The following is a 14,769-nucleotide window of genomic DNA, read 5'->3' as shown; positions in this document are numbered from 1 at the left end:
CGTGTTGCTCGCTTTGCAGCAAGTAATTAATCGTCAAATAAACTGTCTTCAATGCGTTCAAGTTCGTCTTGTAACTTATATACAAATTTTAATTTGCGAATGTTGTCAGCAGCGTGTTGATATTGTTGCTCATCGTTGCTTGCAAGTTGCTCAGCCAATTCGTTGCTATACTGGGCTTTTAATTGCTTTATTTGCGACTCAAAATTAGCAATAGCGATATCTGGATCACTTGCAGAGGGAAGTTCTTCAAGCTCTTCGCGCAGTTCCATTTGTTGCATCAAGAACATGGGATCTTGCAGTGTTTGCTGCTCAGCGCGAATATCAACGCCCAGCTCACTCAACATATATTCAGCACGTTTAACCGGATGCTTAAGTGTTTGTAATGCGTCGTTAATTTCAGCGGTACTTTGTACGGCCATTAATTTATCACGACTGCTGGCATTAGCATGACGATCAGGGTGTACAGCACGTTGAAGTTCTAAGTAGTGCTTGTTGATCATTGCTAAGTCAATATTGTAGTCAACCGGTATTGCAAATAACTCAAAATAACGCATAACTTCTCACAAATGACAAAGCCCTACATTAACTGGCAGGGCTTATTTATATCTTAAAACAAGTTTGAGCTTAAACTGTAAAGCTTTCGCCACAGCCACACTCATCAGCTTGGTTAGGGTTATTAAATTTAAACCCTTCATTTAAACCTTCTTTAGTGTAGTCGAGCTCGGTGCCGTCGATATAAACTAAGCTTTTAGCGTCAACAATTAAGGTAACGCCTTTGGCCGCAAATGTTTCATCGTCATCGTTTAGCTCATCAACAAACTCTAGAACATAAGCAAGACCTGAACAGCCCGTCGTTTTAATGCCAACTCGCAGGCCAATGCCTTTACCACGGTTTGCTAAAAATGATTGTACACGGTTTGCTGCCGCATCTGTCAATGTCACTGCCATGAATATCTCTTAGTTTGTATGTTTGCTTTTGTAATCTGCAATTGCTGCTTGAATTGCATCTTCGGCTAAAATTGAGCAGTGAATTTTCACTGGTGGTAATTCTAGCTCTGCGCTGATATCGGTATTTTTGATAGTCGCAGCTTCGTCTAATGTTTTGCCTTTAACCCACTCTGTTACCAGCGAAGATGAAGCAATTGCGCTACCACAGCCGTACGTTTTGAATTTTGCATCTTCAATAACGCCTTCCGCCGATACTTTAATTTGCAATTTCATTACGTCACCACATGCTGGTGCGCCTACCATACCCGTTGCCACTGACGGATCATTTTTGTCTAGAGCACCTACGTTACGTGGGTTTTCTACGTGGTCGATTACTTTATCACTGTAAGCCATAATTCTATCCTCACTACCTGCTAGGTATGGGCTCCACTAATTAGTGGTGCGCCCATTCAACTGAATCTAAATCAACACCTTCTTGGTGCATTTCCCAAAGAGGAGACATTTCACGTAAACGGCCAATCGAGTTTTTCATTAACTCAACGGTGTAATCAATCTCTTCTTCGGTGGTAAAACGGCCAATACTAAAACGAATCGAGCTGTGCGCTAGCTCGTCGTTGCGACCTAATGCACGTAATACGTAAGAAGGCTCTAAACTTGCAGATGTACAGGCTGAACCTGACGATACCGCAATATCTTTAACAGCCATTAATAACGACTCACCTTCAACAAAGTTAAAGCTAATGTTGACAATACCAGGTACTGATTGGTCTTGCGTGCCGTTAAAGTACACTTCGTCCATATCCGTTAAAATGCCGTCGATTAGGCGTTTACGCAACGCACTGATGTGTGCGTGATCTTTTTCAAAATCTTGTTTTGCAATTCTAAATGCTGCACCCATACCCACTAATTGATGAGTTGCTAATGTACCAGAACGCATGCCACGCTCATGGCCGCCACCGTGCATTTGTGCTTCTAAACGTGCACGTGGTTTACGACGAACATACAAAGCACCTACGCCTTTAGGGCCGTATACTTTGTGCGCCGAGAATGACATAAAATCTACTTTGGTTTGTTGCACATCGATTAAAACTTTACCCGCGCTTTGTGCCGCATCTACGTGGAACATAATTTTACGTTCGCGACACATTTCACCAATAGTATTGATGTCTTGGATTACACCTAGCTCGTTATTTACATGCATGATACTTACAAGCACGGTGTCGTCACGCATGGTGTCTGCTAATTTTTGCAGATCAAGTAGGCCGTTTTCTTCAACGTCCATGTAGGTTACTTCAAACCCTTGACGCTCAAGTTCACGACATGTGTCGATAACCGCTTTGTGTTCAGTTTTAGCGGTAATAACATGCTTACCTTTTTTCTTGTAAAACTGAGCTGCACCTTTAATAGCAAGGTTATTTGATTCTGTTGCACCCGATGTGAATACAATTTCACGTGGGTCTGCATTAATTAAATCAGCAATGTCAGTACGTGCTTGGTCAACGACTTCTTCAGCTTGCCAACCAAAACGGTGTGAACGCGATGCTGGATTACCAAAATTACCGTCCATAGTCAGGCACTGCATCATTTCTTTGGCAACTCGTTCGTCAACAGGCGTAGTTGCTGCGTAATCTAAATAAATCGGTAACTTCATTTCTCTCTCCGCTGCAGGTCAACCTTAAAGTTGACAGCTTACTTGAATATTTTCCAACTGCTTAATTGCATCATTAACGCTGTTTTCTTGGCGAAGAGCGACCGCTTTAACGTCCGACTTTTCAACCAGTTCAGCTAAGGTAATATTATTTAAAAATTCTTCAATTCGTGCGCTTAAGTCTGACCACAATGTATGGGTTAAACAACGCATACCACTTTGACAACCAGTATTGCTTCGCTGACACCGTGTAGCGTCAACAGATTCATCTACCGCATTGATAACATCGCCAACTGAAATTACGTCAGCCTCACGTCCTAGTAAATAGCCCCCACCAGGACCTCGAACAGAACTCACTAGCCCATTTTTACGTAAACGGGCAAATAATTGCTCAAGATAAGACAAAGAAATTTCTTGGCGCTGCGAAATATCTGCAAGCGCTACAGGGCCTATATTTGCATGTAGTGCAACATCCAGCATGGCTGTAACGGCGTATCTGCCTTTTGATGTTAACTTCATAACGCCCCCCGCACAAAAGAGTGCAAATTTTAATTACCAGAGTAGATTAGTCAAGTATTATCCTGATTGGCTAGCCTCGGATGCCAGCCGATAAACTTGCAATACCCGACTGTTTTGGTCAAGTATTGGGTCTATTGTAATTACCTGAGTAATTTAGTCAAGTATTAGTAGAGCAATAAAGGGCGCTATTTATAACTAATTGCTATTTTATAGACTTATTAATTGAGGTAAGAATACCTCGTAATATGTTCATTTCTGCATCTTCAGGGCGAGCACGATTAAACAAACGACGTAGCTTAGTCATTACCATGCCTGGGTGCTGCTTAATAATGAAGCCTGTTTTAAACAAAGTGTCTTCAAGATGTTCGTAAAACAATTCTGTTTGTTTAGACGATGGATATAGGGTGTCGTCTTCTTCTTGAACAGCCTTAGGTTGCTGATTTAAAAACGCCATACGCGTTTCATAACATAAGGTTTGCACAGCCATGGCTAAATTAAGTGAGCTGTATTCTGGGTTAGCAGGAATACACACATGGTAATTACACAGTTGTAATTCTTCATTAGTTAAGCCACTGTTTTCACGGCCAAACACAAGCGCTACAGGGCCGTTTACGGCTTCGCCAACAAGCTTTTCACCACATTCTCTCGGCTCTACCATAGGCCACGACAATGTACGCGAGCGGGCGCTAGTACCAATCGTTAATGCACAATCAGCAATCGCATCTGCAACGCTATCAACAATAACAGCATTACCTAGTACATCAGTCGCACCTGCAGCAAGCGCACTTGCATGACTGTCTATTTCACAGGCTGGATCAACAAGGTATAACTTTGATAATCCCATGGTTTTCATGGCGCGCGCCGCTGAACCAATGTTACCAGAGTGTGATGTGTTTACTAAAACGATGCGAATATCATCTAAGATCATTACAGTGCTACTTATCGAGTACAAAAAAATTGCGCAAATTCTAGCATGAAAACGCGCTGAGATCCTATATTCAATAGTCGAGATCTAAAAGATCAGTTCGCGGTCAGCGGTCAGCGGTCAGCGGTCAGCGGTCAGCGGTCAGCGGTCAGCGGTCAGCGGTCAGCGGTCAGGTAGTAAAATAAAACACCGAGCCTTATGCAAGCCCAGTTTTTATATTATAGGCGAGAGTTTACCTCGCGCACTTTGACAACATGTCAAACTACCTGCGCGGCGTAAAGCCCCGTCTACGTTTAACCCAAACACCGTACTTGGCTTAATCTTTTGCTGACAACTGACAGCTGAAGACTAAAAACTGTTCTTTAACCTAAATCATTGCGGCTTTTACATATACATCAAAGCGGTTCTTCTTGGTTTTGATTTGCATGCTTGGGGTTTTATCATTTAAAAATGGTGCGTAATCGGGGCGTTTAACTACAACACGTTTGCTGGCAAGGGGGTAGGCAAACTCGAGTAAATCATCGGCGTCGGTATCGCCACCTACTAATTCTTGGAATACGCGCATTTCTTTTTTAACCAGTGCTGATTTTTCACGGTGCGGAAACATAGGATCTAAATACACTACATCGGGCACGCTGTCACATTGAGCAAGTAAGGTATGGCTTGAGCCAAATATTAAGCTCATATTTTGCTGCATCCATGGGCCAATTTCACTATCGTTATAAGCACGTTGTAAACCGTCATATAACAGCGCGGCAACCACGGGGTGGCGCTCATGCAAAATCACTTTACAGCCTAGCGAGGCTAAAACAAAACCATCACGTCCAAGCCCTGCGGTTGCATCGAGTACCACTGGCGTTGCGCCCTTATTAAGACCAACGGCTTTAGCAATTGATTGCCCTTTACCACCACCAAATTTACGCCTATGTGCAACAGCACCAGTTACAAAGTCTACGTTAATTGCACCTAGTTTAGGCTCATCAGTTTTATATAGGCTTAGTCCTTTATCATCGTAATGCAAACTAAAGCCACGGCTTTGCTCCGCCCATTGAGCAAGCCCAAAGCGTGTTTCTAACTCATTCAAATATGGCCGACACTCTTTAAACGCACACTGTATAACCACTTCACACTCCGATGATAAATTTCACCGCTATTATACCCAAACAGCAGCAATATACGAAGTTCGCAAGGTGTATAGTTTAAAACAACTCAATATCGTTATTTTCACTCTCAGATTCTGGCTGCGCTTGTTGTTTACTTAGTTGTGTTTGAGTAATTAAGTCATCACGCTGTTGAGTAGTTGTTTTTAGTTGGTGCTTAATAAACGCTAAATCATTAGTGGTTGCAACCAGCTGCTGTGATGTATGGCTAAGCTGAGTTATTTGCTCATTAAGCTGCGAAGCTGGTAAGTCATTTTGTGTTTGCATTAACGATTGGAGTTGCTCGAGCTGCTCTGTAAGCTGGCTAATCGCATTCGTTTGCATGGCGTTTTGATTTTTAAGCTGGGCAACAATATCTTTAAAAGCAAGGGTTAGCTCATTGTCGCGCATTAGTCGATATTGGTGCTGCTGTATAGTAACTACTTTTTCGTTAGTTACTTCTAAAATATGCGGAAATAAATCTTTATAGCGACCATACAGTGATGGCGTATCTATTGGCATATTTTTAATTAACAGTGAAATATTAGGGTAATTAATAATAGTACTATGACCAATATCAACAAAGCGCTCTGCATTTTTATGCTGCATGAGTAGCTCTTGCTCTAATGGGCATACGCCCGTCTCTTGGCTATAAAACACTCCCTGGTTATTTTGCCAAAAAACAACCACGACATTGAGGTGTAATGGCGTAAAAAAGCCTAAAAAGTATTCACTTAATAGTTCTAAGTTATCAGCATGGTAGCTTTGACAAACAAAGCGCATAATGCGCCCCATGTCACCGGTTTCAATCATCGCCATTTCAGCTGTTTTATTGGCCTTTGCTATATCATACTGCAGTGCTGCGCATTGCTTGCGGTACTGGTAAAGAATTTTAATACGTGCCATCAGCTCCTGTGCGTTAAAAGGCTTTAAAATGTAGTCTGCCCCGCCAACACTGAAGCCTTTAATACGTTCAGCCTGCCCTACTTTGGATGATAAAAACATCACGGGGATATCTGTTGTGGCTTTATTTTGTTTAATACTTTGGCAGACTTCATAACCAGACATTCCTGGCATTTCAACATCAAGCAAAATAATATCAGGGTTATATTTATTTGCTTGTCTTATGCCATCTTCACCATTTTTGGCATGGAGCACTTTACAAAACCCAGCTAAAGACTCTTCAATAATATGGTGCATTAATTTATCGTCATCAATTGCCAGTATTAACTTTGCCATGCGTTAGTCCCTTTTAGTACTTTGTTCAAAGCATAGTACGCTATGTTGAAACTACTAAAATTTATTCAAAATATTCTTTAACAACACTGTGTTTTAGGCAATAAAAAAGCGCCACTGGGGCGCTTTTGTAATTATATTTTAATCCGCAAAGGTCAATAGACCCTAAGCGGCAATGCCACTGTGGCGCAGTAGTGCATCTACACTTGGCTCGCGACCACGGAAGTTTTTAAACAGTGCCATTGGCTCTTCGCTGCCGCCTTTTTCAAGAATGTGCTGCATAAACGCTTGGCCAGTTTGTGGATTAAAAATTCCTTCCTCTTCAAATTTAGAATAGGCGTCTGCCGAAAGTACTTCAGCCCATTTGTACGAGTAATAACCTGCACTATAACCGCCCGCAAAAATATGACTAAAGCCATGCTGAAAACGATTAAACGCTGGCGGCTTAATGACTGAAGTACGACTGCGTACATCATCAAGCACAGCTTGAATGTTACATGGTTTGTCTGCCACGTAATCGTGGTGGATTTTAAAATCAAATAACGAGAACTCAAGTTGTCTTAACATTTGCATACCTGAGTTATAATTTTTAGCCGCAAGTAGTTTATCAAGCAACTCTTTAGGTAGTGGCTCACCGGTTTCGAAGTGACCTGAGATAAAGCTAAGCGCTTCTTCCTCGTAACACCAGTTTTCTAAAAACTGGCTTGGCAACTCAACAGCATCCCACGCTACCCCATTAATACCGGCAACGGGGGCTGCATCTACTTGGGTAAGCATATGATGAATACCGTGACCAAACTCATGAAACAGTGTGGTTACTTCATTATGGGTAAATAACGCCGGCTTATCGCCAATCGCTTTATTAAAATTACACACCAGGTAAGCAACTGGTGTTTGAAGTTCACCATTAGCGCGCACTTTACGACCCATACAGTCATCCATCCACGCACCACCACGCTTGTGATCACGCGCATACAAATCTAAGTAAAAACGACCACGTAAAGTGTTATTGCTATCGTAAATTTCAAAAAAGCGTACATCTTTATGGTAGCTATCAAAATCAGCGACTTCTTTTACAGTAATACCAAATAGGCGATTAACCGTTTCAAATAAGCCACTGAGTACTTTATTTGCTGGGAAGTACGGGCGAAGAACTTCATCTGAAATCGCGTACTTTTCTTGCTTTAGTTTTTCACTATAATAACCAAAATCCCACGCCTGCAGTTCACTAATACCATGCTTTTGCTCTGCATATTGTTGCAGCTCTTTAAGTTCTTGCTCTGCTTGTGGTTTAGACTTAGCGGCTAAGTCTTCTAAAAATGAGAATACCTGCGCGGGTGATTCTGCCATTTTTGTAGCCAACGATTTTTCAGCGTAGTTATTAAAGCCAAGTAATTGTGCTAACTCATGACGCAGTGCCAACTCTTCACTCATGATCGCAGAGTTATCAAACTCTCCCGCATTAGGGCCTTGATCGGATGCACGGGTAGAAAACGCGGTGTATGTTTCTTTGCGAAGTTCACGATTATCTGCATAGGTCATAATCGGCAAATATGAAGGGAAATCTAGGGTAAATACCCAGCCGTCTAAGTCTTTACTTTTTGCCGTATCGGCCGCTAATGCAAGCGCTGATTCTGGTAAACCAGCCAATTGGCTTTCATCGGTAATATGCTTATGCCATGCAAGCGTGGCATCCATCACATTATTACCAAATTTTGAGGCAAGCTCTGATAAACGCGCACTAATTTCACCGTAGCGTTTTTGTTGCTCAGGATTTAACGCAATACCTGAAAGCTTAAAGTCACGTAATGCGTTAGTAATGGTTTTTTGCTGGGCAGTAGTGAGTGTTTTAAATTCGTCACTGTTATAAAGTGCGTTGTAAGCCTCATACAAACCTTGGTGCTGACCAACAAAAGTAGAGTATTCAGAAATAAGCGGTAAACATTGCTCGTAGGCTTCGCGAAGTTCATCATTGTTCATTACTGAGTTCAAATGCGATACCGGTGAAAACAATCGCGATAGTTTATCGTCAGCTTCTTCAAGGGGTAATACTAAATCTTCCCATGTGTATGATTGCTTTGCTAATACATCATTAATTGCACTGCGACAGTGCTCAATACCTTTTTTTAGTGCCGGGACAACATGCTCTGGCTTTATTTTTGAAAAAGGCGGTAAACCTTCAAGCCCGATTAGGGGATTAGTATGTGCATTGGTCATAGTGATTCTCGGTTTATGCAAAATATAAAAATTTAAGTTGGGGCAAAATACGTAAATACAAGGGCAAACCTGCTTTACTAGTTAACGAGTGCGTATCTGTAAATGATCACCTAGCAGCTTGATCTGAAATAGCATATCTTTCGTTTGATGAAGGATGTTTGATAGATTTTAGCAGCCCCGAACAAGTGACTTGCTCATCGCATATGCTATCATCGGCACAGAAAAGTTAAATTAATATTTAGAGGATTAAACATGGCTCAGCATTTTGATTACATTGCAATTGGTGGCGGTAGTGGTGGTATTGCATCAGCTAACCGTGCAGCAATGCGTGGCGCAAAAGTAGCATTAATTGAAGCTAAACACATGGGTGGCACCTGCGTAAACGTAGGGTGTGTTCCTAAAAAAGTAATGTGGCATGGCGCTCAAGTTGCTGAAGCAATTAATCTTTATGCTCCTGATTACGGTTTTGATGTTGAAGTTAAAGGCTTTGACTGGTCAAAGCTAGTAGAAAGCCGTGAAGCCTATATTGGCCGCATTCACAAAGGCTATGATAATGGTTTAGCTAAAAATGGCGTAACTGTGATCAAAGGCTTTGCAAAATTTGTGGATAGTAAAACCGTTGAAGTAAATGGTGAGCATTACACTGCTGATCACATTTTAGTTGCTGTAGGCGGACGCCCTACTATTCCTAACATTCCAGGTGCTGAACACGGTATTGATTCAAACGGCTTTTTTGAGCTGAACGAACAACCTAAGCGTGTTGCCGTTGTTGGTGCCGGTTACATTGCCGTAGAAATTGCAGGTGTGCTACACAGCCTAGGGACACAAACCCATTTATTTGTTCGTAAGAGCAAGCCGCTGCGCACCTTTGACCCATACATTATCGACACACTGGTTGATATTATGGCAAAAGAAGGCCCTACTCTGCACACTGAGTGTTCGCCAAAAGAGGTGGTAAAAGAGGCTGATGGCAGCTTAACTATTCATTTTGAAAACGGTTACAGCGAAAATGTTGATCAGGTTATTTGGGCGATTGGTCGTACACCTACAACCGATAAAATTAACCTTGCTGCAGCAGGCGTAGAAGTAAACGAAAGCGGCTATGTAAAAGTAGATGAATACCAAAACACCACGGCTAAAAATGTATACGCTGTGGGTGATATTATCGAAAATGGTATTGAGCTTACACCAGTTGCTGTAAAAGCGGGTCGTACTCTATCGGAGCGTTTATTTAATAAAGAATTGCCGAACGATTTAAAAATGGACTACAGCCTAGTACCAACCGTGGTATTTAGCCATCCACCTATCGGCACCATTGGCTTAACTGAACAAGAGGCGATTTCTCAGTACGGCGAAGAAAATGTAAAAGTATATAAATCAAGCTTTGCGGCTATGTACACCGCAGTTACTCAGCATCGCCAAGCATGTAACATGATGCTTGTGTGTGCAGGCGATGATGAAAAAGTTGTGGGCTTACACGGTATCGGTTTCACCGTTGATGAAATGATTCAGGGCTTTGCTGTCGCCATGAAAATGGGCGCGACTAAAGCCGATTTTGATGCGGTTGTAGCACTTCACCCGACGGGTTCGGAAGAGTTTGTTACCATGAGATAAGCTCGAGGTTCGAGAAAATAAAAAAACCTTGCGGTTAACATCGCAAGGTTTTTTTATTTTAAATGACCAACTTTACGCGGGGTAAACCCGCTGCTAGGTAATTTCAACTCGTAGCCCGTAGCCCGTTGCTCGTAGCCCGTCGCCCGCTAACCTTCGTATTTTAAGCTAAATGCTCTCGGGCTAAATATTCTAACGATTGCATTTCTTGCAGGCGACTAATACAGCGTTTAAATTCAAAGTTTAAATTGCCTTGTGTGTACAGCTCAGTAATGGGTTTTTCTGCAGAGATAATTAAGGTAACGTTACGCTCATAAAACTCATCTACCAACGCAATAAAACGCCTTGCTGCATCATCATTATTTTGTCCAAGCTGTTTTACGTTTGATAAAATCACCGTGTTATATAATCGGCTTATTTCCATGTAATCCACTTGGCTACGCGCGGTTTCACACAGTTCGCTAAATTCAAACATAACGATGCAATCAGACACCTTGCGGGTTTTGATCATCCGCCCTTCTATTTCAATTGGGGTGTCTACTTTACCGGCCTCAGGGGAGAGCTTATCAAAGTATTCAAATAGGTTTTTATCAGCTTGATCATCAAGCGGGCTGTGAAAAATTTCTGCTTGTTCCAGTGTACGTAACCGGTAATCAACACCGGAATCTACATTAACTATTTCAGTATGCTTATTCACTAAGGCAATAGCCGGTAAAAAACGAGCGCGTTGTAAGCCATTACGGTATAAATCATCAGGTATAATATTAGAGGTTGCAACTAACACAATACCACGTGCAAATAGCGCTTCCATTAAACCACCGAGCAGCATGGCATCGGTAATGTCTTGTACAAAAAACTCATCAAAACAAATTATGTCTGTTTCTGCTTTAAAAATATCGGCAACTGTTTCTAATGGGTTTGCTGTGTTGTTTAACTTTTTAAGCTCGTCGTGTACTCGGTGCATAAAACGGTGAAAATGCACTCGCATTTTTCTATCGCCCGGCAAAGCTTCGTAAAAAGTATCAACTAGGTAAGTTTTACCTCGGCCTACGCCACCCCAAAAGTACAATCCTTTTATAGGTGCGGGTTCAGCTTTATTAAAAAGCTTTGCAAAAAAGCCTTTAGATTGTGGTTTTGCTTGTGTTAAATCGTCGTATAAACGCTGTAAATGACGAACTGCATTTTCTTGTGCTGCGTCATGTACAAAGTCATCGCGTTGAAGGTCTTGCTGGTATGTTTGCCAAGGAGTCATATCTATTTACAGTTAAAACACAGTTTAATTTGTAAAGCATATTAACACGCATCAATACTCAGGGTATATTAGACTTAGTATGAATTATTATTGAACTAAATTTTTTTAGTTATTTTCGCATAGAGGTGAATTTATGGGTACATTTACATGGGTAGGTTTAGTGATAGTGGTTGCTATTGCTGCATTTTTCGTTGGTGCCTTTGTCACTAAAAAACAATTTAAACAAGATGAGTTAGAGCAACAAGCAGAGCAAGCTAAGCATTCGCTTGAGCAGTATCGTCAAGATGTTGCCGACCATTTAGCGAACACTGGTAAGTTAGTAAACAAAATGAAAGAAAACTACGACCAGTTATTAAGCCATGTTGAAGAAACCAATCAACTATTACTTGAAGACAGAAATAAAGCCCCTGCTGAACCGTTTTTCTCTAAAGAAACCACAGAGCAATTACAAGCGTCATTAAAAGAGCGTAGTTCGGATCGCTCAAACGCCGATGCTCAACCAGCTGATTATGTGTCGGGTAAATCAGGATTATTTGCTGGTGATGTGAATACTTCTAAAGCATCTTGATGAACTTTTTTTTGACCCCATAGTCTTTAGATATAACAGCTTTGTTGTTTTATCTTATTGATATACTTTTTTGAGGCTGCTTATTGCAGCCTTTTGCTTTTTAAGTGGAGTAAACCCTGACTATGAAAATGAAATTATCACTTATCAGTGCTGCTATTTTATCTACTAGCTTATTACTAAGTCCAACCGCCTCGTTTGCTAAATTGCCGGTTGCCGTTAATGGTCAACAATTACCAACACTTGCCCCTATGCTTGAGCAAATTACCCCAGGTGTAGTGAGTATTCAGGTTTCAGGCTCTAAAGAGGTTCGCCGACGCGGTGACCCGCTCGATTTCTTTTTTGGCAACCCGCAGCCACGTAGCCAAAAGCGCCAGTTTAGTGGTTTAGGCTCAGGAGTTATTATTGATGCTGACAAAGGTTATGTCGTTACTAACAACCATGTAGTGCAAGACGCCGAAAAAATGGTGGTCACTCTTGAGGATGGCCGCGAATATGAAGCAACAAAAATTGGTAGCGATAAAGAGTCTGATATTGCGCTACTACAAATAGACGCAGATGAATTAACCGCAGTAAAGCTAGCTAACTCAGATGACTTACGTGTCGGTGATTTTGCCGTCGCAATTGGTAACCCTTTTGGTTTAAGCCACACGGTTACCTCAGGTATTGTTAGCGCATTAGGCCGCAGTGGCTTAAATATTGAGGGTTACGAAGATTTCATTCAAACCGATGCCGCGATAAACCAAGGTAACTCAGGTGGGGCTTTAGTTAATTTAAACGGTGAGCTGATTGGTATTAATACCGCTATTTTAGGTGCATCAGGCGGAAATGTGGGGATTGGCTTTGCTATTCCGTCAAATATGATGAAAAACCTAGTTGATCAAATTGTAGAGCATGGTGAAGTACGCCGTGGTTCGTTAGGTATTTCAGGCCGCCCTCTTGATGCAGGTCTTGCTAAAGCACAGCAGCTTGATGTTAAACAAGGGGCTTATGTTATGCAGGTAATGGATGACACCGCAGCCAGCAAAGCGGGAATTAAAGCAGGCGATGTAATTATTAGTATAAATGGTAGTGAAATTAGTGGCTTCCATGAACTACGCAGTAAAATTGCCACCTTAGGTGAGGGTCGTGAAGTACAGTTGGGGATTTACCGTGACGGTAAAGTTAAAAATGTGGAAGTAACCCTAGATGGTGCATCAGGCATTACCGCTGCGGGCGAAGAGTTACACCCAGCATTCCAAGGTGCAACACTGGAAAACGTGAAGAAGAACAAAATGAAAGGGATTGAGGTGACCTCTGTAGACCCTCGTTCGCCATCAGCACGGGTTGGCCTTGAAGAAGGCGATGTTATTGTGCAAGTAAACCGTCAACGAGTAGAAAGCATTCGCGACATGAACAAAATTATCGAAGATATTCAAGGTAATATTGTGTTAGGTGTGAAACGCGGACGTGAATCTATTTTTGTATTAATTCAGTAATAATACAATAAAAGTAACAGCGGCACTTGCCGCTGTTATTTTTTTTGTGCCATCATAAAGGGATTGCTCACTAACAATAAGAATACCGTGCTAAAACTTCTAAAATTTGTACTTCCTCCTCTATTTGCCGGTTTAGGCATTGCTTTTTTAGTGGTTTTTTTTAGCCCTAACATGCGCACTGCATTGCTACCTAACGTGCCGCTACCCAGTGCAATGACTGCAAGTCATTTGAGCTTTTCTGACGCAGTTAAGCGCGCAGCGCCATCGGTTGTCACCATTTTTTCAGAAAGCATTTCTAAAGAGCCACGCTATAAACGCCAAAATACGGTGCAAGAGCTTGGTTCTGGGGTGATCATGTCACCTGACGGTTATATTTTGACTAATTACCATGTGATCAATAATGCCGATCAAATACTGGTTATTCTTACTGACGGCAGACGTTTTTTTGATGTGCAACTCATTGGCTTTGATACTATTACCGACTTAGCATTATTAAAAATAAATGCCAATCACCTGCCTGTTATACCCGTTAACGATAACTACAGTTCGAGTGTAGGCGATTTAGTATTAGCCATCGGAAACCCACTTAACTTAGGGCAAACCATTACTCAGGGGATTATTAGCGCCACCGGTAAGCAAAAAATTACCGACAGTCCTTACAATAACTTACTGCAAATGGACGCTGCTATTAACGTAGGTAACTCTGGTGGTGCACTGGTAAATTCTAATGGCGATTTAGTAGGGATCACCTCTGCCCAGTTTAAAACCCGTGAAAACTTAAATATACAAGGGATCTTTTTTGCGGTGCCTTACACCTTGGCAAAAGAGGTAATGGGTAAGCTTATACGCCATGGTCGTGTTGTACGCGGCTATTTGGGCTTTGAAGGCACAGCGGTAGACAGTACAGGCAAAGAGGTCAATGATAGCTTAACGCCTGTTGCAGGCATGCGTATTACCAACCTAGACCCTTTAGGTCCTGCATGGCAGGCGGGTATAGAAGAGCAAGATATTGTGATTAAAATTGCTGGGCTTTCAGTGGCTAATCCACAAAATGTATTGAAAAAAATAGGCAGTACCGAACCGGGGAAAGAAATTGAATTTGAGCTTTACCGTAACGGTGAAATACAAAAAATAATGGTAAAAGTAGCAGAGCTTGAAACCAAGCTATAAAGCGCTTATTTATACTTTGGCATTAGACATAAAAAAACGCGATAGATCATCGCGTTTTTTA

At 41.7% G+C, this 14,769-nt stretch carries 14 protein-coding genes; 4 read left to right on the top strand and 10 right to left on the bottom strand.

The annotated features are described in order from the left end of the window. Window positions 1-26: 26 nt before the first annotated feature. The 9 genes from hscB to prlC all read right to left on the bottom strand — a co-directional run bounded on the left by hscB (window position 27) and on the right by prlC (window position 8,632). The gene (hscB, locus tag PSM_RS02130; protein WP_008113925.1) at window positions 27-554 is read right to left on the bottom strand and encodes a co-chaperone HscB; all 528 of its coding nucleotides are present in this window, start codon (window positions 552-554) and stop codon (window positions 27-29) included. Between the two features lie 70 nt (window positions 555-624). Then, entirely contained in the window at window positions 625-948 is a 324-nt protein-coding gene (gene iscA / locus PSM_RS02125) for an iron-sulfur cluster assembly protein IscA (RefSeq protein ID WP_008113924.1), read from the bottom strand. Between the two features lie 9 nt (window positions 949-957). Then, a complete protein-coding gene (gene iscU / locus PSM_RS02120) occupies window positions 958-1,341 on the bottom strand; it encodes a Fe-S cluster assembly scaffold IscU (RefSeq protein WP_008113923.1) in 384 nt (127 codons plus the stop codon). A gap of 40 nt (window positions 1,342-1,381) precedes the next feature. Further along, on the bottom strand, window positions 1,382-2,599 hold the full coding sequence (locus PSM_RS02115; RefSeq protein WP_008113922.1) for an IscS subfamily cysteine desulfurase: 1,218 nt from the start codon (window positions 2,597-2,599) through the stop codon (window positions 1,382-1,384). 24 nt (window positions 2,600-2,623) lie between these two features. Beyond that, complete coding sequence (gene iscR, locus PSM_RS02110) at window positions 2,624-3,115, bottom strand: Fe-S cluster assembly transcriptional regulator IscR (protein WP_008113921.1); 492 nt, start codon at window positions 3,113-3,115, stop codon at window positions 2,624-2,626. Between the two features lie 202 nt (window positions 3,116-3,317). Beyond that, the gene (gene trmJ, locus PSM_RS02105; protein ID WP_013463999.1) at window positions 3,318-4,043 is read right to left on the bottom strand and encodes a tRNA (cytosine(32)/uridine(32)-2'-O)-methyltransferase TrmJ; all 726 of its coding nucleotides are present in this window, start codon (window positions 4,041-4,043) and stop codon (window positions 3,318-3,320) included. Window positions 4,044-4,407: 364 nt separating this feature from the next. Next, window positions 4,408-5,163 (bottom strand): class I SAM-dependent methyltransferase, encoded by a 756-nt coding sequence (locus tag PSM_RS02100; RefSeq protein ID WP_013463998.1) that lies wholly within the window; start codon window positions 5,161-5,163, stop codon window positions 4,408-4,410. Between the two features lie 76 nt (window positions 5,164-5,239). After that, window positions 5,240-6,418 carry a response regulator gene (locus PSM_RS02095; RefSeq protein WP_013463997.1) on the bottom strand — a complete coding sequence of 393 codons (1,179 nt, stop codon included), beginning with the start codon at window positions 6,416-6,418 and terminating at the stop codon, window positions 5,240-5,242. A gap of 162 nt (window positions 6,419-6,580) precedes the next feature. Further along, window positions 6,581-8,632 carry an oligopeptidase A gene (gene prlC, locus PSM_RS02090; protein WP_013463996.1) on the bottom strand — a complete coding sequence of 684 codons (2,052 nt, stop codon included), beginning with the start codon at window positions 8,630-8,632 and terminating at the stop codon, window positions 6,581-6,583. Between the two features lie 252 nt (window positions 8,633-8,884). Here prlC and gorA point away from each other — a divergent pair, with 252 nt between their 5' ends. Further along, window positions 8,885-10,246 (top strand): glutathione-disulfide reductase, encoded by a 1,362-nt coding sequence (gene gorA / locus PSM_RS02085; protein ID WP_013463995.1) that lies wholly within the window; start codon window positions 8,885-8,887, stop codon window positions 10,244-10,246. Window positions 10,247-10,406: 160 nt separating this feature from the next. Here gorA and zapE read toward each other — a convergent pair whose 3' ends face one another. Next, window positions 10,407-11,495 (bottom strand): cell division protein ZapE, encoded by a 1,089-nt coding sequence (gene zapE / locus PSM_RS02080; RefSeq protein WP_013463994.1) that lies wholly within the window; start codon window positions 11,493-11,495, stop codon window positions 10,407-10,409. Window positions 11,496-11,628: 133 nt separating this feature from the next. Between zapE and PSM_RS02075 the strand changes: the two genes are divergently transcribed. The 3 genes from PSM_RS02075 (at window position 11,629) to PSM_RS02065 (ending at window position 14,708) form a co-directional block, all read left to right on the top strand. Continuing rightward, window positions 11,629-12,063, top strand: coding sequence for a YhcB family protein (locus PSM_RS02075; RefSeq protein WP_008115546.1), 435 nt, complete (start codon window positions 11,629-11,631; stop codon window positions 12,061-12,063). Between the two features lie 122 nt (window positions 12,064-12,185). Continuing rightward, window positions 12,186-13,538 (top strand): Do family serine endopeptidase, encoded by a 1,353-nt coding sequence (locus PSM_RS02070; RefSeq protein WP_008465125.1) that lies wholly within the window; start codon window positions 12,186-12,188, stop codon window positions 13,536-13,538. 87 nt (window positions 13,539-13,625) lie between these two features. After that, window positions 13,626-14,708, top strand: coding sequence for a trypsin-like peptidase domain-containing protein (locus tag PSM_RS02065; RefSeq protein ID WP_013463993.1), 1,083 nt, complete (start codon window positions 13,626-13,628; stop codon window positions 14,706-14,708). Window positions 14,709-14,769 lie beyond the last annotated feature (61 nt).

The sequence above is a fragment of the Pseudoalteromonas sp. SM9913 genome (assembly GCF_000184065.1).
In the GTDB taxonomy this organism is placed as follows: Bacteria; Pseudomonadota; Gammaproteobacteria; order Enterobacterales; family Alteromonadaceae; genus Pseudoalteromonas; species Pseudoalteromonas tetraodonis.
Note: the sequence above shows the minus strand (reverse complement) of the source record. Positions and strands in the feature narration are given on the sequence as shown.